We start from the raw sequence: 18,347 nt of genomic DNA on the forward strand, positions 1-18,347 counted from the left end.
TTTCAGCTCTCCCCCGTTTCGCTGTTCTCCTTCAGTTCCTTAACAAGCTTTTCTAAGCCTGTTTTATCCGTCATAGTATTGACCGCTTCCAACAAAGCGTTAGCCGTAATAAGCGACGGCAGTCCCAATTTTTCTGCCGTCCTTGCTCTTAAAGCTCCGCTGTTCGGCTTTCCAGACAGCCCCAGCTCGTAAAAATCGAGTTTAGAAATACAAGCCTTTTTCGGCTCAGAGGTCAGTATTCCCGCCCTTTCAAAGGTTTCTCTCAGAAGCTCTGTATCAATTCCCTCAACGCCCAGCTTCCCTTCCTTTGAGGGACGTTCCTTGCGCTTTTCCTTGCCGAAAATATCCGGTATATAAAGATTAATGATTTTACCCTCCGGGCATATCCCTTTTATATGTCCCCTGATTTTAAAGCCTGCCGAATCGGAGTCTGTAAGAATTATTATCCCGCAGTTTTCAGCGTAATACCGAATAAGCTCCGCAGTTTTCTTGTCCTTAAATACGCCGAATCCGTTAGTACAGATAATAACACCGTCAATAAAGGAGGACAGCTTTATTTTATCATATTTTCCCTCGACTACGACAGCCTGTTTCAGCTTTATCTTTTCCATACAAATAACCATTACGCACTCAGGCGAATATGTTCTCCTTTATAGTTTTAAGCATCGCCCGTCAAAATATAACGAAGCTTTATATGTCAGTCAGTATTATCAGCACTGCAGCGCCATAGCCTTAGCGGCAGCCTGCTCCAGAACCAGTAGGTCGGCGCTTTTTCCGCCGGAACGCGTTTTCAGCAGTATATCCGTATCGGAAAATATTTTAAGCGACTGCCTGATCCTTTCACAGGTAATATTTGCGCATTCCGAATAAGCGTTTTTTACAGCAAATTCCCTGTTTCTTCCGTATTTAAAATCCGTCGTACAGTCGGAAACCGAACGTCCTGATGACCTTGCCAGCTTCGCTCTGTAAAGATCAGTCATGGAAAAGCTGATAACTCCCAATATTTCAAAAGCCTCATAATTCTGATCTGAAAGCTCCTTCATACGGTTGAATACCATAGGGGCGTTGCTCCTGAGTATATTGAGCGCCAACGCAAATCCGTCAGACTCGACTCTTTTTACGCATAAAGTGTCTATATCCTCACGAGTTATTCTCCTGCCTGCCGCATAAGAGGTAAGCTTTTCTATCTCCTGTCCGACAAACGAGGTATCGCAAAGACAGCAGTCCGCAAGGTATTCGGCGTCCTGCTTTGATATATCACAGCCTGCCTTTTTTACGGCTGAAGCTATGCTCTTTCCCATATCCGACACACGCCTGTATGAAAACTCGCAAACGCTTCCGTGCTTGGCGCAGAAATCCGCAAAACGCTTGTTTTTATCCGTTAGACTGCGCTTGTTTTTATACAGATCAACTCCTGTGGAATAAATGATCACCGTAGTCGTTTCAGGAAGATCGGAAAGAATTTTTCTGAGATCGTCTGCGTCTGACTTAACAACGGTATCCATATTAAGATCGTTTACAGCTACAACTACTCTCTGAGCAAACATCGGAAGCATTTCGCAAGCTCCTGCAATTTCGGCTATATCAGGCTTCCTGCCATCAAAGCTGTGAAGGTTCATGGTCTGTTCTTCAGCTGGGCAAAGCCTTTTTATCAGTTTTTTTACATACGCCTCCAATGCTCCGGAATCATGACCGCAGAAATAATACAGGCTTTCAATATCCCCAGCCTTAATTTTTTTGGAAAGATCGCCTGCGGTAATAAAAGCCATAATAAATCTCCTTTACTTACTGCCGAAGCTGAACGTAACTGTTGAAGTCTGATCGGACAGGTCGTACAGTATACCGTTAACGCTTATATGATCGTAATAAAGCTCAAGCCTGTTCCCGTAAGCAGCTACGATATAGCCGCTTTCAGTTGATCCTACAGAAAAGTCCAGAAACTCCGCCTTTGCGCCTGAGTCCATAATTAAGCTTTCCGATATTCCGGAATCGGAATAATAATCCTCCGGGGACGGTACAAGCGAACTTTCGTAAACGCTTTTGCTGTAATCTACTCCGCTGCTTATGAAAATTCCGGCAACCCTGTCTATTCCGTTGTATGAAATAAATCTCTGCACGGCCTGAGAATACGAAGCCTTTGATCTCAGATCAATAACAACGGCTTCCGAGCCTTGATATATTACTACGGTACAGCTTCCCTTCCCGGGAAATACTGCCGCATGAACGGTCCTTCTTCCGGCAAATTCAGCAAAGGTAACAGAAGCGTAGATTCCGCAGTATACAAGAACTGTCATAATTGCGTATACTCTGAATTTTCTGTACTTTACCGAATAAATTATACCTGCCGCCGCAGCTGCTGAAAATATCAGAATTACTGCAAAACGGCATGACGGAACCGCGGCAAATCTAAGAGCCGAAAGTCCGGAGGCAAGCTTTATCACAATGCCCGTTATCAATCCGGCTGCTTTAAACAGGAATACCGAAACAGCTCCTCCGCCCAACAGCGCTCCTGCCGTAACCAGTATCAACGCTATTGTGCAAAGCGGTACTGCAATTAGATTGGTTATCGGCGCTATGACCGAAACCTCGGTAAAAAATGCCGCAGCTAAAGGCATTGTTACAAAAAGCACCGCTGTTACAGAAATAAAAGAATATACCGCTCTGCTAAACCTTTTTACCGATACCGTTTTGCAAAGCGCAGGACCGACCGTTCCCACAGCGAATGCAGCCGTAAGCGACATAACGAAGGACGCATTTCTTACAAGATAAGGCTCAGCTGCACACATTACCGCAGAACATATTCCGAGAGAGTTGAGAGTATCGGCACGTCTTCTGAATACACTCGAACAGTATACGGCAGACATCATTATCCCCGCTCTTAAAACAGACGGCGAAAATCCTGCAAACGCAATAAATACCAGAATGACCGACTCTGTTAGAATAAACCTTATTCTTTTGGAGGAAACCAGACGGTTAATTATTACGCTGAAAAACATTGTTATTACCGATAAATGCGTGCCGGAAACGGCGAAAAGATGACCTATTCCGCTTCTGTAAAGCATTGTTTTAGTCAAATCGTCCAGATTCGTCTTATCTCCGCACAGCATAGCCGTAAGAAAAGCTCCCTCTCTTTCGCCGGTGCTGTTCCTTATGCTCTGTGATACATAATCCCTGAACTTCATTATACTGCGCATAAAGCAGCTTTTGCAGCCTCCGGTAAATTCCACCTCAGGAACGGCATCGCCCTCAAGAAACACTCCCCTGGGACGGTTATAGCTCAGTGAATCAAAGCTTACGGTATCGCTTATAACTTTAACCTTTCCGGTAACTCTGACGTTTTGATAATATTCATAATTATCGTCTGCGGCAAAGTATGTAATGCTTGTCTTTTTTCCGCCGTTGATCCTGCCCTTGACGGTAATTCTGCATGAATCACCGCCCGTATACTGAAAATCCGTAATATATCCCTCGACCGAAACCGTCTTCTGATCGTAAGAGATGATCGGCTCATAGTATAAAACAGTATATATTTTTCCGACAAAAAGACCGGCCAATATGCAGACTGCCGCTGATAAAACATATACCCTGTATTTTTTCAGAGCTGTAAATAATATAACGCCTGCGGCAGAAACCGATATTGCAAACGGTGCAAAGCTTTTTCCCCAGTCGGCGGAAAACAGCAAAAGCCCTAAAAGGAAAGATAATCCCCACCAGGCGAATTTACGCGTCACAGGCGCTCCTCACATTTCACGGTCAGCCTGCCGGCCAGCCGAAATCTCTTCCTGCAAGCATATGAAAATGAATATGAAAAACGCTCTGTCCCGCACGTTCTCCGCAGTTTGACACTACCCTGAAGCCGTCCTTTAAATCCATTTCACCAGCAAGCTTCGCAATAACCTCGTAAATGTGAGCAACTACCCCGCTGTTTTCAGGAGTAAGCTCGTCAAGCTTCGCTATATGCTCCTTAGGTATAACAAGATAATGTACGGGAGCAGTCGGAGCTATATCCTCAAAAACGTATACCGTTTCATCTTCATATATCTTCTTTGACGGAACATCTCCGTTTATTATTTTACAGAACAAGCAATCAGTCATCTTTATCCTCCTTTGTTTCTCCGCTGAGAAATTCAGCGGTTTCCTGTTTCAGCTCAGCTTCGGTCTCCATCTGTTCCAGCATATACGAAAGTCTGCCTGCATCGCCGTATTCCAGAGTAAACTGGCTTAACATCTGATTTGCCTCAGCTACTGAATTTACAGCGCCTATATTTTTCAGCTTTCCTTCAGCTTTAGCTATCTCACCTGCAAATCGGTCATGAACCGTCTTTATCTTCTCTGCGTTTTCATGAGCTGTTTGATAATTCGACTCAAGGATCGCTTTGCTGTACTCCAGCTTTTCAAGCTTTTCGCTGAAAACCTCAGCATCGTCCGTATTTCCGGCCGCTTCCGCTTTGCTGCGGTATATACTGAACTTTTTACGCTCTGCGCGGTTTTCTTCAAGAGCCGCTTCCGCTTTTTTCTCCAGTTCTATCAATTCGTGCGCCTGACTGTTTATTTCGCTTAGCTTCAGACGCATTTCATATATGATCTCATCAGCGTTTTTTTCATCGTTCTTCAAATCACTTATATTTGACTTTATTATATCTCCTATTCTCGAAAAGATTCCCATATAAAACGCTCCCCCTTTCGGCTATTCGTACTTTTCGGCAAGCTTCTCAGCTTCGCTGTCCTCAAAGGTCTCGATCGGAGTTTCAAGCAGCTTTTTCATATTCTCTTTTTTAAGACGGTTTTTCCGTACCGCTTTTTTGCACATATGCTGAGTTACCGCCAGAGCCGTGATTCCAACGGCCATTATAAATAAATAGAATACAGCGGGTCTGGTTATTTTCATAATACGGATCCCCGTCTTTTCAAAGGCCTTGGATAGCTTCTTGGCACGGTTTCCGAAACGGGAATAATACTTTTCGATATGATCTGTCAGAATACTCTGGGCTTCCTTATCCATTACCTGTGCAGCTTCCTTTCCGCTGAAGCAAATGACCTTATGCTCCTTTTCATGCTCGAAAAAGACCACCAGCAAATGCTTTTCATCGCTGAAAAGCTCGCCGTATCTGCTTTTGCAGAATTCCTCCATATCAGAATTATCAGGCGAAGTTCCGCCGTTTATCTCTCCGATAATATACAGATAAGGCAAAACCCCCGTTTTCTCTGAGAAAGTCTTCATACCCTCCTCAAGATCCGACGGAGCTTCTACCCAGCCAATCTCATCTGTATAATACTCAGTCTGGACCGAAACCGTATTTTCAAGTTTCTCCCGTTTTACGGTTGACTTACCGATCTCAGTTTTATTTCCGCCGATAACGTTAACGGCAATAATGATCAATATTATTACCGCCGCTGCCGACCCGAAGCCGGCAGATTTTCCGCCCTTGCTCATAAATACCCCCGTATCCGACTGATACAGCCGTTGTGAATTACTTGATAAATTCCTCTGCAATAGAGCATACCTGTTCAAGCGCTTCGTCAAGCTTTGAGATATCGGCTGCTCCTGCCATAGCTGAATCGGGACGTCCTCCGCCCTTTCCGCCTGTTAATGCCGCGGTTCTTCCGACTATTTTTCCTGCATGGATACCCTTTGCAACGGCGTCCTTTCCTGCCGCTGCGGCAAAGTTCGCCTTTTCTCCGTCAATTCCTGCGATAACCGCCAGCACATCGCTTTCCCTGGCTTTAAGCTCATCACCCATTTTTCTGAGCATATCCGGTTTTATCCCTGTCATTTTAGCCGTTACTACCCTAACACCGCCTACATTTACAGCGCTGTCAAGCAGCGATCTCGTACGAAGCGAGGATATTTCCGACTGAAGCGAATCCCTTTCCTTTTCAAGAGTACGCACCTCCTGCATTACAGCAGCGCACCTGGCGGAAAGCTCAGACGGATTTGCAAGCTTCAGCGTTTCCGCCGAGCTGCGTATTAACTTCTCGTTTTCGTTGAAAAGCTCCAGCACTCCCGTACCTGTAACAGCCTCTATACGCCTTACTCCCGAAGCGACCGAGCTTTCTGAAATTATCTTGAATAATCCGATCTTTGAGGTATTATCAAGATGAGTACCGCCGCAGAACTCGATCGAAGCAGTCTTAGCTCCGCTGCCCATAGTAACTACTCTTACTGACTCTCCGTACTTTTCTCCGAAAAGAGCCATTGCACCCAGCTTCTGAGCCTCTGCAATAGGCATTTCCTCCATAGTTATTCTTAAAGAGGAGAGTATATAGCTGTTTACAAGCGCTTCTACTCTGCTTTTCTCATCGGCAGTCATTGCGCTGAAATGCGAGAAATCAAATCTCAGCCTGTTAGCGTCGACAAGCTGACCTGCCTGATAAACGTGCTCGCCTAAAACCGTCCTTAAAGCCGATTGCAGAAGATGAGCGCAGGAATGGTTGCGCATAACTGCAAGCCTGTTTGCTTCATCGACCTCAAATTCGGCTTTCTGACCAACAGAAATACCGCCCTCTATAACTCTTACCTTATGAGCAAACTTTCCTGCTGTGACCTTCTGTACATCAAGGACCTCACAGCGTCCGCTTGCTGTAACGATAACTCCCTTGTCGCCAACCTGCCCGCCGCTTTCAGCATAGAACGGAGTCTGTGCGGAAACGATATATACTGTTTCACCTGCTCCGGCATTTTCAATAAGCTCGTCATCTGTCGCTATAAACGAGATCTCAGACGTTCCGTTCAGTTTGTCATAACCGGTAAACTCAGTATGGAATTCCTTATCGATCTTATGAAAAACGGTTTCGTCCGCACCCATATACTTAGAGCCGCCTCTTGCTTCTCTTGCGGTAATTCTCTGCTTTTCCATACATACCGCATAGCCTTCTTCGTCCGCCTTAAGACCCTTTTCCTCAAGTATCTCACGGGTAAGATCTATAGGAAAACCGTAGGTATCCGAAAGCTTAAAGCATGATTCGCCGTCCAGAACGCTCTTTCCCTCAGACTTCACAGCTAGAATATAATCCTCAAGGATCTTCATTCCTCTGTCTATAGTTTTGTTGAAATTCTGTTCCTCAGTAGTAAGTACCTTTACTATATAATCATATTTCTCCTCAAGCTCGTTGTATTCACATTTATTGCAGTCAACAACAGTCTTTACCAGATCCTTCAGGAACAGCCCGTTTATACCCAACAGCTTGCCGTGACGGACAGCTCTTCTTAAAAGACGGCGCATAACGTAGCCTCTTCCCTCGTTTGACGGCAGAACTCCGTCTGAAGCAAGAAATGTTACCGCTCTTATATGGTCGGTTATGACACGGATCGAAACGTCTTTCTTGTATTCTTCTCCGTATTTGCAGCCTGCAACGGCGCATATCTGATCACGGACAGCCTTGATCGAATCAACGTCAAATATTGAATCCACTCCCTGCATCATTGCGGCAAGTCTTTCAAGACCCATTCCTGTATCTATATTTTTCTGCGCTAGAGGAGTATAAGTCCCGTCCTCGTGACGCTCGAACTGAGTAAATACCAGATTCCAGAATTCCATATACCTGTCGCAGTCACAGCCTACTGTACAGCCGGGCTTACCGCAGCCGTATTCCTCTCCCCTGTCGAAGTAAATTTCAGAGCATGGGCCGCATGGACCGTCAACTCCCGCTTCCCAGAAATTATCCTCCTTGCCCATTCGGAATATCTTATCCATAGGAAGCCCTATCTTTTCATGCCATATCTTCTCCGCTTCCTCATCGTCCTCGTAAACGGAAACATAAAGCCTTTCAACAGGAAGCTTCAGCACCTCGGTGCAAAATTCCCATGCCCAAGCAATAGCCTCCTCCTTGAAATAATCTCCGAAGGAAAAGTTGCCCAGCATTTCAAAGTATGTACCGTGCCTTGCGGTCTTTCCTACATTTTCAATATCTCCCGTCCGTATGCATTTCTGACAGGTAGTCATTCTGTTCCTGGGAGGAATCTCCTGACCTGTAAAGTAAGGCTTAAGGGGAGCCATTCCCGCAACTATCAGCAGAAGACTGTTATCGTTCTGAGGAATAAGCGGATAGCTTTTATGCCTCAGACAGCCCTTGCTTTCAAAAAACTTGAGGTAAGCCTCCCTCAGATCGTTAAGACTTGTCCATTCCATAAATTTCATATCCTTTCAATAGCTATTTAAAAAGCTCCGCCCCACATAATATGGGACGAAGCCAGATACTCCGTGTTACCACCCAAATTGCTTCGTCATAAAATCTAATGCCGAAACCGCTCGAACCCTTTAACGCAGGAGATACGCCGCTGCTTTCACAGCGATGCTCGGGGCAGCCACCGAATTTCGGATCAAGGCTCGCACCAACCGCCTCTTCTCTTCGATCCTTAATTTCGGATAATTCCGTCAACGCCTTTTATATATACTTTAATTATATAGCCTGCATTTAAAATTGTCAATAGGCAGACAGCAAAAAACACGGAAATCAAATTACGATCGATCTCATTACATTTTTCAGAAATTTATTCCGTGAGCCAAAAGGCATTCTGATATCTTTCCTGTATTTTATTCACCGATACATGACTTGATATACGTTCTGAGTATCTCCTCAGCATAGATCAGCTTATCCTCCGGACACTTTTTCAGGAGCCTTACTATCTCCCCTGAACTGCTTTCATCCGATTCTCCGTAAAGAATATAGTCGGCGGAAAGCATTAAAGTATTGGAAAGCTTATTCAGGGTAGCAAGAGACATTCCCTTTGCTCCGATCTCAATATCAGAACAGAACTTCGGCGTTATATCCAGCATTTCCGCAAGCCGCTCCCGGCTGTAGCCAAGAAGCTCCCTCCGCTTCCGTATTCTGTTGCCTATGCTTATATAATCGAGATTTGACAATTTAACACCCCTGTCTATAGCATACACCTTAAAAAGTGTAAATAATATAATCTTATAGGGTTGACAAAATACAACTTTAAGGGTATAATTAATGTAAAGTTATTTTAAAAAGGAGCAATATTTATGAATTATAATAAATTCAGAAAAAAAATTAATGCCGCAAGAATATTGGCAGCTGTAATATTAACAGCAGGAACATTGTTCTGCTTTCTGCTCCAGTACATAGGCGTTCCGAAAGGACGGCTGGCGGATTACCTGTTTCTGCTTCCGATCGTCATTTCTTTGATGATTCTATCCGTATGCGAGCTGCTCCTAATAATAAAAAAGCCCATAAAGAAATCGACCGCATACGATTACAGCTGCTACATAAACGCCGCAAATAAGCATACTGACGATTAAAACTTCCGTTTAGATACGGGAGTTTATTTTTTTGTGAACCGGCATACTTTTTTCTTACTTTAGTAACGTTTTGCTCTTGTATGTTACGATCATGTATGCTATAATACATAGTAATTTACAGCATACTGAAAAACTGCGGAAAAGAAGGAGCTTTGAGTCAAAATGTATATATGCCCCGTATGCGGAAAGAGCCTTAAGCCGGACAAAAGCTCCTACCGCTGTAAAAACGGTCACTGCTTTGATATTGCCAAAAACGGTTATGTAAATCTGCTTACAACAAAAGGAATGAATCCGAAGAAAGCAGGCGACAATCCGCTTATGGTTAAGGCAAGAAGCGATTTTCTCGATAAAGATTACTATAAGCCGCTGGCGCTGAAAACCGCAGAAATAATCAAAGCCCTGCTTAACGGGATAACTAAGCCGATAATTATAGACAGCGGCTGCGGAGAAGGCTACTATACCGCCGTATATGCAGAAGAAGCTGAAAATGCGGAGGTTTACGGTATAGATATATCCAAGACCGCCGCGGCTCACTGTATGACAAGATGCAGATCAAACGGTATTAAAAATGCTTCATTTGCTGCGGCGTCATCATTCAGGCTTCCATTTTGCAGTCTTTATGCCGATCTTATCGTGTGTACCTTTGCTCCCGTATCCAACGACGAATATGCAAGAGTGCTGAAAAAAGGAGGAGCTCTGGTTATAGTTTCACCTGCGGCAAGGCATTTATACGGACTTAAAAGCGTACTTTACGAGAAACCGTATGAAAACAGACCCAACGTTTACGGATTAAGAAATTTTGTAAAAGCAGACGAAACCGAGCTTACCTATACGGTAACTCTTGAAACAAACGAGGATATACGGAATCTTTTTACTATGACTCCTTATTTTTATAAAACTCGTGAGGATGCAAAAAACCGTCTTTTTGCTTTGGAAAGTCTTGAAACCGAATGCAGTTTTCTTATAGAAACATACCGTAAAAAGTAAATCGGACTATTACAGCTTTGCTTAAAATAAATATGAAAGAGGGTGCTGCTCTGTGCCGCAGGTATCGGCGCAGGGTTTTTACATGAACAAGAATTTATTCTGTAAGGGATATACCTGGGGGTTCTTTTCTCCCAGCGGAATGATGCAGACCGAGGCGGCGGAAAGGTCTATGGAAAGACTGGCTTCAAACGGTCTTGACTGGATATGTATTCCCGTTAACGCATGGCAGGAGAGCTTTGCAGACACAAGGATATTCAGCGACTACGAAAGGACTCAGACTGACTCCGACCTGCTTTTTGCTATAAATAAAGCAAGAGCTCTGGGGCTTAAGATCTGTCTGAAGCCTATGGTGAACTGTTTTGACAGATCATGGAGGGCAAGGATCGACTTTCCTCCCGAAAATCCCGAATACTGGGACAAATGGTTCAAATCATATACCGCCTTTATGCTTCACTACGCTGAGCTTGCACAGAAAACAGGCTGTGAAATGCTTTGCACCGGCTGTGAAATGGCGGGAATGGACAAGCAGTCTGAAAGATGCCGTAAAATGATAGCCGAGGTTCGGAAGGTATACGGCGGAATAATTATGCATAATATAAATCACGGCGACGAGCTGAGGTTCGATTGGCTGTATGACGTGGACGTTATCGGTATTTCCGGATATTATCCGGTCACCGACGGGATAGACCGCAGTCTTGCGCATATGACAGAAGAATTTGAAAGACGTACAAAGATCCTGGAAAAGGCGCATAAGCATTACGGAAAGCCTATAATGTTCGCTGAAATTGGAGTAAGAAACGAACAAGGCTGCTCTCAGTATCCGTGGGATTTCCACAACAGACCTGAAATGCCTTCAGATGAGCAGGAACAGGCGGATTTTTATGAGGCGGCAATGACTGCTACCTGGGACAAGGAATGGTTCTGCGGCTACTTCTGGTGGGACTGGAAAGCCGCGCTTCCTCCTATCGAAAAGGCAAAGGAAAACCGAGACTTTACCATATACGGAAAAAAGGCTGAACAGGTACTGAAAAGCTGGTACTCTAAAGCCAGATAATATACAGCAAACTGATATCAGGATCAATTCCCGATATCAGTTTTTTATCTTCTGTATTTCCATTCGTATTTCAGTACAGACTGCACAAAAAAGCCTGTTTTTTTCAGATTTGGCAGTGCAAAATCCTTATTTTAATTATTAACACAAAATACATTGACTTATTATACTTTAAGACTTAAAATATACCTTGTGCCAAAAATAAGAATATATTAAACCTATGAAAGGAGAGGCTCTATGGTTCGTGATATGACTAAAGGAAAGCCTTTGAATCTTATACTTGCTTTCTGTATCCCAATGATTTTCGGAAACCTTTTTCAGCAGTTTTACAGCATGGTCGATACTATAGTGGTCGGACGCTATGTCGGAGTAAATGCTCTTGCCGCAGTCGGATCAGTAGGGTCGGTATACTTTCTTGTAATAGGCTTTGCGACAGGAATATGCAGCGGCTTTTCAATACCTGTTGCTCAGTTCTTCGGAGCTGGCGATTACGTTAAAATGAGAAAATATGTAGCTAATACCGCATATCTCTGCATTATTTTCGGAGCGGCGCTTACCGCTGCCACAATGCTGCTGACCAAAGACCTGCTTAAACTTATGAATACACCATCGGATATTTTCGACGATGCATACCGGTACATAATAATAGTTTTCGCAGGCATACCTGTAACAATCTTCTATAACATACTTGCAAGCATTTCAAGAGCCTTGGGTGACAGCAAAACTCCCCTTAAATATCTTACGATAGCCTCGGGGCTTAATATTGTGCTCGACCTTGTTTTTGTTCTTGTTTTCAAGCTAGGCGTTTCGGGAGTTGCATATGCAACTGTTATCTCACAGCTAATTTCCGGAATCCTTTGTTTTATCTATATGAAGAAAAATCTTGATATCCTATACTTTGACAGGCAGGAAGTCAGATGGGATACTGCCTGCGTTTCAAGACTTCTCAAGGTTGGCGTTCCTATGGCGCTGCAGTTTTCAATTACAGCGGTAGGCTCTATAATACTGCAAAGGGCCGTTAACTCCCTTGGTTCAGGGATCGTTGCCGCTACAACAGCGGGAAGCAAAGTCCAAATGCTTGTGACCCAGCCTATGGAAACCCTAGGAGTAACAATGGCAACCTACGGCGGTCAGAATTTAGGCGCACAGCGGGTCGACAGAATAGTAAAGGGAGTAAAGCAGAGCTTTATTGTTCAGATGATTTACTGTGCAGCCGCTGCTCTGATCATATTTTTCTTCGGAGTATATATATGCTATCTTTTCGTCGATTCCTCCGAAACTTCAATTCTTCAGAACGCTTCGCATTTCCTGAGAACTCAATGCATATTCTATCCTACGCTTGGCGTACTGTTTATTTTCAGAAACCTGCTCCAGGGTCTTAGCTTCAGCTTTCTTCCTATGCTTGCCGGAGTAACAGAGCTTATAGCGCGTTCAGTCGTTGCCTTCGGATTTGTCGGTAAATTCGGCTTCAACGCCGTATGCTACGCCTCCCCTATTGCATGGATCGCCGCTGCTGTCCTTTTAACAGTAGTTTACTTTTTTAAGATCAAATATCTTAAAAAGAGATATCCTTATAATTAAAAAGCTGAGTAAAAATAAAAACACGGCTGGTTACATATAAGTCCAAATTAAAGGACTATTACCGTCAGCCGTGCTTTTTTATATTTTAAATTCCGAAAGTCTATCCCGGTATTCCTCAAAGGGCATTGGCTTGGCAAAATAATAGCCCTGTATGGAATCGCAGTTGAGCTTTTTGAAAAACTCATACTGCTCGCCTGTTTCTACTCCCTCGGCTGTTACCGGAATATTAAGCGATCTTGCAAGCTCGATAACGCTTACAATAATCTTGCTGCCGCGCTTATCGTTATAATCGTCTACAAAGCTTTTATCCAGCTTCATTTTATCTATATGGATCGATTTAAGCATCATCATAGAAGAATAGCCTACGCCGAAATCGTCCATCAGTATTTTAAACCCACGCTTATGAAGCTCGTCTATAATGCTTTTAAATTCGTCCTGATTTTCAAACAGCGCACTTTCAGTGATCTCGAGCTCGACCAGATCAGTCGTAACTCCGTATTTTTTCATTATTTCCTCATAAATATCTATAAACGTTTTATCATAGAGAACCTGTCTTGACAGATTTACCGAGATCGGAACGGGCTTATAACCCTCGTCAATAAGCTGTTTTTGCCTGCTGCATACCATTTCAAACATCTGCCTGTCCAGCTTTACAACAAAGCTGTTGCTTTCGGCAAGAGGTATAAATACCGACGGAGAAACAACAGTACCGTCCGGTTTTATCCATCTTATAAGCGCTTCCGCACCTGTTATCTTCTGAGTTATCGTATTATACTTAGGCTGGAAAAACGGAACGAATTCATGATTCTTATCCGCGATCTCCATCTGGTTTTCAAGCTTCTTGTTATAAAGCATCGTATCACGGTAAATATCCTTGTAATAAGAAATAAATTCATCGTACTTATGCTTTATGGAAGCTCTTGCGATCGACGCGAGGTTCTGCATACGCTGAATATCCTCATTATGATTTTCTATAAGATAAACTCCGATAGAAGGCTTTATAATATACCCGCCCTCCATATCAGGCTGCTCCTTTTGAAGCGTACGGCATAAATTCAACAGCCGCTCATTAAGCTCCTCTCTTGTATCATAATATAGCAGCAGCACAAACCTATCAGCCGTACGCCTTGCATACAGACTGTCGCTGCTGGCGCATTTCTCTATTATCCTGTAAACATATCTTAATATCTCATCTCCGCGGTCGTTTCCGTAAACCTCTCCGATAAGCTTGAAGTTATCAAGATCAAAAACCGCATAAGCTGCATTTTTATCATTTTTCATGAGGCTCAGTTTTGCCTCTATAGAAAACTTAGTATATGACATACCTCCCGTAAGCTGATCAACATACAATATCCTGTCAAACATCTCTCGTTTCTTCTTATTGCTTCTGGCAAGATAAAGCATAAACAAAACTGACATTCCGGCAACTATAACACACAGAATATACGTTACATTCATTACAATTCTTACGCTGCGCTATGCCACTGAAGTCGGAACCACATTCATTAGATACCAGTCATTTACGCCGAGGGGAGTATAATAAAGATATTTATCTACCTTATTTGAAAAAATAATATATCCGGAGTCGCCGTTATTCATACTGCTTTTCAGTTCCCTGCTGCATTCAGAATTTTCAGGATCCGCTATCATCATTGCTTCAAATATATTTTTCATTCCCTTAAAGCTTGTAGGATGACTCGAATCTACTACAGTATTTCCGTTCTGATTTACTATATAAGAATAACCTTCTCCGTCAAACGTATTGACAGACATAAGATTTCTGAAGCTCTCTATAGAATAAGTGGCAAATAAAACCGCCGCAACCTTATCGTTTTCATATATCGGTGTAGCGTATACGGTTATTCCGGCTCCGCCCGCTTTATCAGACAGGCGGTCGGACAATACAGTTTCTCCTTGAAATACGCTTTCGTAGTATTCCCTGTCTTTAAGATTCATTTTTATATCGTCAGTAGTATAAGCACTACCGTCAGGCATTATTATACCCATACGCTTAAACGGGTAACTGCCAGTTATTTCCTTTATTGTGTTAACATTTCTTTCAATATCAAATTCCCCGTAGCTTGTCAGGTGATGAGCCATAGCACGAATAAGATTATATTCCGAATCGACCTCATTATATATCGTTTTAACGCTTTGCTCGGCAACCTCTTTAAGAGTATTTTTAACGTCGTTATTAAGCTCTCTTTTAAGCATATGGGCATATAAAACAAGAGCGCCTATTATTACCAGACATATCAATACGCCGACTTTTACGCTGGCCAATGTTCTTTTACTCATACTCAATCCTCCAACAAAGGATTACAAATAAACCCAATATTTCCTTTTCGTTGATAACATTTTAACACATTTTTTTAATAAAATCAATAGAAATCCTTTTCCTCCGCTGATTATTTTTAAAATATTTTAAAATGCGACATAAAGTTCTTCACACCGCTATACATTATATGTATATTAATGATAAATGTTTATACATTACATAATTTAAAAGGAGAACAAGCTGACAACCTGTTCTCCTTATTATACAATATTTAATAAAAATGGCTTTACTTAAACACTGTTATACTACTCAGTACATCGGATTCACTCCAACTTTGTTAAGTCTTGAACAGCAATATAAAAATAAATGCGGCTATTTTAAAACACATTATTTACCTTGCCGCTTCAGCCAACCGAATCTGCTTCATCCGGTCATTTACCTAAAGCCATACAGCTTATACCTAAACCATTGGAATTACACCTTTCAGTAATTTTGATCTCACTCACAAATCACTTATACCATCGGACTCATACCTTTCGTATAAATTAAATTCCAAAAGGAACAAATATCAGAATCAAACTAAAGTTTCTGGCGGACTCACTCCAATCTTTTAAATATTCAAGCGCCTTGTGCAAGTCTTGATCATACTGCACCACTCCTGTAGAAACTTTATTATACCGGCATCCGCCGATTATCAGCATATCCTTCAAATCAACTTAAATTCTTGGGCGGACTCACTCCCGTCTTTCAGATATTCAGTCTTATTTCAAAGCACTCTTTAATCATATAAAGTACCCTTACTATCAAATATGCAGTTTGATAACTGTTTAAGCTAAAGTTTACATTGGACTCACTCTTTCAAGTTATTTCAGAAGACCCTTAAAAAACCTGAACTGTGCATTGGAAACACTCCTAACTAAAATTTATTCAGAAACCTCTTAGAGAAAATCATAATAGTTTCTCCTTTCAAAATATCTGAATTATTAAATTGTAATTGCAGAGTATCCAAACTTGTATAAACTTATTTGTCAATTTACCGCGAAACTCTCGAATCTATATTTCATAACCACTTTTACCGGTTTGAGTTTATCAGTCTTTACACCTGAGTTGTTACTCTTTGATTATCAGATTCTGCCGAGTCTCGGGATACTCTGGCCGATCTCTACTGCGTCCATGGGACTCGCTCCTTTCAAATCATTATTAAGCTGAACATCGGTATCCTGCAAATCCTGCTGAAACTGCTGTATGATGTGATCTGCCTGATATTTCTCCGCCGCCGCTTCGATTACAAGGTACTCGGAACATTCATTTTAAGAAATCCCCCGCTTCAGCCGCCTGAACCTCTGCCTTAATCGCTGTCAGATCCCTCTTGTCGGACTAATTCAGCTTCAGACGTTGACCTGTGAGATCCTGATGAAAACAAACTCCTGATATTCAATCGGCATCCCTCTCGACATATCGTCTGTCTTCATTTTCAAGATTTGTTTTTGAGGTTTTCTTTTATGTTCTTTCCTTTTCCTTGACTATACTATACCACAGTTTTTGTGCATTGTCAATAGTTTTTTTCAAAAAATCTGAGATTAATTTATTTAATATTACCTTTACATTATCTGCTTGACTTTCATTGCCAATAGTAGTATAATAAATATGTTGCAGTGCTGAAAAGAAGTTATATTTCTTACTCAGAACCGCATAAATACGCAGTTTAAACATACAATAAAACAAAACCGGTATGAAATTTACAGCCGGAGCGGAGGTACGATATGGCTCAAGAATATACCCCTGATCTTTATACTCTGGAGGACGAGGAAGGAAACGAGCAGGTTTTTGAAATGCTCGACGCTATGGAATACGAAGGCGAAAAATATTTCGCCCTGACTCCCTATTATGAAAATCCCGAGGAAACTCTCGGCGACGACGGCGAGGTCGTGATACTGAAATCCGATTTTGACGGCGATGAGGAAATTATGGTTTCTATCGACGATGACGAAGAGTATGAAAAGATAGGCAATATTTTCATGAAGCGGATAGAGGAAATGTTTGAGTTTGACGACGATGATGACGAAGAAAGCTCTTCATTCTCATAATAAGCGATAAAGCCGCATATAACTGTGCGGCCTTTATAATATGAAAATGCCTTGTCAATCGGTATGCTGTACAATTTTTTAACTGATTTTTGCACAAAATTACCTATTGATATTTCTGCGGCAATGTGCTATACTATATTCAGAAAACAAAACAGTACACTGCCTTGTACGAGCAAGCACAGTTTTTATAATCCAACACATTATATAAGGGAACCTCGCTCCGAAAGCGGATTGCAGACCTCCCGACCCGGACCGCTTCGGCTGCTTCGGGCAACGGACGAAGGGAGCGCGAAACCTAGGGCTGGTACCCACCTGCTGAGTGCGGGTTTTATTCGCTGGGCGACGGCAAGGCGGTAATTATTTGAAGCCGATTGCTCCGAAGATCTGCGGAGCATAATATAGAAATTTTAAGACGCTTTTTGTAAATTTACAAAAAGCGTCTTTTCGTTTATGGACGGTATTGACTTTCGCTGTTATCCTTGTTATATTAAATAATAACGAAAGAATATATCTGAGACTGGAGGTAATTATTTGTGAATAAGATATATACGGTCAGACTTATCCTGCGTCCGTTTCGAGATGGTGACGCAGAGGCTATATATCAAAACTGGGCAAGCGACTGCCGTGTTTCTAAATATTGCCGCCGTTGGCATCCTCATAAAAATATTAAAGAAACTGAAGCTTTTTTGAAAATGTGTGTTGACGCTGAATACAGCTGGGCTATTACGCTAAAAGGTTCTGACGAGCCTATAGGAAATATTGACCTGGTTGGAACAAACTCTGACGGTGTGCCTGAAATAGGTTATGTATTGTCGTATGAGTATTGGGGTATGGGCATAATGACCGAAGCGGTAAAGGCTGTAATAGACGAGCTTTTCTTATTAGGATTTGATAAAATAGGCGCTTGTCATTGTTCTGATAACCCGGCATCGGGCAAGGTAATGGAGAAATGCGGTATGAAATATGTTAGGAACTGTATGACACAAAAAAAGTTTGGCTCTGACGAGCTATGTGAAGTCAGGTGCTATGAAATAACCCGATAATTTTCATACAATATATACGCAAAAAGCTCTTCGGCTTCCAGACCGCAGAGCTTTTAT

Annotated in this window: 16 protein-coding genes and 1 other RNA gene; 7 read left to right on the top strand and 10 right to left on the bottom strand. The window is 42.4% G+C overall.

The genetic code is table 11. The features are described 5' to 3' along the window. Positions 1 to 2: 2 nt before the first annotated feature. The 8 genes from ACYQ0H_RS07715 to ACYQ0H_RS07750 all read right to left on the bottom strand — a co-directional run bounded on the left by ACYQ0H_RS07715 (position 3) and on the right by ACYQ0H_RS07750 (position 8,864). Positions 3 to 611, bottom strand: coding sequence for a toprim domain-containing protein (locus tag ACYQ0H_RS07715; protein WP_459812261.1), 609 nt, complete (start codon positions 609 to 611; stop codon positions 3 to 5). Between the two features lie 99 nt (positions 612 to 710). Beyond that, positions 711 to 1,769, bottom strand: coding sequence for a DNA polymerase III subunit delta (holA, locus tag ACYQ0H_RS07720; RefSeq protein WP_459812262.1), 1,059 nt, complete (start codon positions 1,767 to 1,769; stop codon positions 711 to 713). 12 nt (positions 1,770 to 1,781) lie between these two features. Beyond that, positions 1,782 to 3,731 carry a ComEC/Rec2 family competence protein gene (locus tag ACYQ0H_RS07725; protein ID WP_459812263.1) on the bottom strand — a complete coding sequence of 650 codons (1,950 nt, stop codon included), beginning with the start codon at positions 3,729 to 3,731 and terminating at the stop codon, positions 1,782 to 1,784. 22 nt (positions 3,732 to 3,753) lie between these two features. Then, positions 3,754 to 4,095 carry a histidine triad nucleotide-binding protein gene (locus ACYQ0H_RS07730; RefSeq protein WP_459812264.1) on the bottom strand — a complete coding sequence of 114 codons (342 nt, stop codon included), beginning with the start codon at positions 4,093 to 4,095 and terminating at the stop codon, positions 3,754 to 3,756. Further along, complete coding sequence (locus tag ACYQ0H_RS07735; RefSeq protein WP_459812265.1) at positions 4,088 to 4,666, bottom strand: PspA/IM30 family protein; 579 nt, start codon at positions 4,664 to 4,666, stop codon at positions 4,088 to 4,090. Before ACYQ0H_RS07735 ends, ACYQ0H_RS07730 begins: the two co-directional genes overlap by 8 nt. Before the next feature lie 21 nt (positions 4,667 to 4,687). Continuing rightward, complete coding sequence (locus ACYQ0H_RS07740) at positions 4,688 to 5,434, bottom strand: hypothetical protein (protein WP_459812266.1); 747 nt, start codon at positions 5,432 to 5,434, stop codon at positions 4,688 to 4,690. A 37-nt stretch (positions 5,435 to 5,471) separates the two neighbouring features. After that, positions 5,472 to 8,129, bottom strand: a complete 2,658-nt coding sequence (gene alaS / locus ACYQ0H_RS07745) for an alanine--tRNA ligase (protein WP_459812267.1) — start codon at positions 8,127 to 8,129, stop codon at positions 5,472 to 5,474. A gap of 405 nt (positions 8,130 to 8,534) precedes the next feature. After that, positions 8,535 to 8,864, bottom strand: a complete 330-nt coding sequence (locus ACYQ0H_RS07750; RefSeq protein ID WP_459812268.1) for a helix-turn-helix domain-containing protein — start codon at positions 8,862 to 8,864, stop codon at positions 8,535 to 8,537. A 123-nt stretch (positions 8,865 to 8,987) separates the two neighbouring features. On the opposite strand from ACYQ0H_RS07750, the gene ACYQ0H_RS07755 reads away from it, so the two are divergent. From ACYQ0H_RS07755 to ACYQ0H_RS07770, 4 genes are all read left to right on the top strand, one after another. After that, the gene (locus ACYQ0H_RS07755; RefSeq protein ID WP_459812269.1) at positions 8,988 to 9,263 is read left to right on the top strand and encodes a hypothetical protein; all 276 of its coding nucleotides are present in this window, start codon (positions 8,988 to 8,990) and stop codon (positions 9,261 to 9,263) included. A 162-nt stretch (positions 9,264 to 9,425) separates the two neighbouring features. Next, the gene (locus ACYQ0H_RS07760; protein ID WP_459812270.1) at positions 9,426 to 10,250 is read left to right on the top strand and encodes a putative RNA methyltransferase; all 825 of its coding nucleotides are present in this window, start codon (positions 9,426 to 9,428) and stop codon (positions 10,248 to 10,250) included. Positions 10,251 to 10,332: 82 nt separating this feature from the next. After that, positions 10,333 to 11,304 carry a glycoside hydrolase family 113 gene (locus ACYQ0H_RS07765; RefSeq protein ID WP_459812271.1) on the top strand — a complete coding sequence of 324 codons (972 nt, stop codon included), beginning with the start codon at positions 10,333 to 10,335 and terminating at the stop codon, positions 11,302 to 11,304. A gap of 234 nt (positions 11,305 to 11,538) precedes the next feature. Next, positions 11,539 to 12,882 carry an MATE family efflux transporter gene (locus tag ACYQ0H_RS07770; protein WP_459812272.1) on the top strand — a complete coding sequence of 448 codons (1,344 nt, stop codon included), beginning with the start codon at positions 11,539 to 11,541 and terminating at the stop codon, positions 12,880 to 12,882. A 78-nt stretch (positions 12,883 to 12,960) separates the two neighbouring features. Here the strand turns inward: ACYQ0H_RS07770 and ACYQ0H_RS07775 are convergent, their stop codons facing one another. Then, a complete protein-coding gene (locus ACYQ0H_RS07775; RefSeq protein ID WP_459812273.1) occupies positions 12,961 to 14,340 on the bottom strand; it encodes a putative bifunctional diguanylate cyclase/phosphodiesterase in 1,380 nt (459 codons plus the stop codon). Between the two features lie 18 nt (positions 14,341 to 14,358). Further along, positions 14,359 to 15,180 (bottom strand): cache domain-containing protein, encoded by an 822-nt coding sequence (locus tag ACYQ0H_RS07780; RefSeq protein ID WP_459812274.1) that lies wholly within the window; start codon positions 15,178 to 15,180, stop codon positions 14,359 to 14,361. A gap of 1,743 nt (positions 15,181 to 16,923) precedes the next feature. Between ACYQ0H_RS07780 and ACYQ0H_RS07785 the strand changes: the two genes are divergently transcribed. The 3 genes from ACYQ0H_RS07785 (at position 16,924) to ACYQ0H_RS07795 (ending at position 18,290) form a co-directional block, all read left to right on the top strand. After that, a complete protein-coding gene (locus ACYQ0H_RS07785) occupies positions 16,924 to 17,247 on the top strand; it encodes a DUF1292 domain-containing protein (protein ID WP_459812275.1) in 324 nt (107 codons plus the stop codon). Between the two features lie 153 nt (positions 17,248 to 17,400). Further along, a non-coding RNA gene (ssrS, locus tag ACYQ0H_RS07790) (6S RNA) lies at positions 17,401 to 17,608 on the top strand. A 172-nt stretch (positions 17,609 to 17,780) separates the two neighbouring features. Next, on the top strand, positions 17,781 to 18,290 hold the full coding sequence (locus tag ACYQ0H_RS07795) for a GNAT family N-acetyltransferase (RefSeq protein WP_459812276.1): 510 nt from the start codon (positions 17,781 to 17,783) through the stop codon (positions 18,288 to 18,290). Positions 18,291 to 18,347: the final 57 nt, after the last annotated feature.

It is taken from the genome of Hominimerdicola intestinalis (assembly GCF_054655215.1).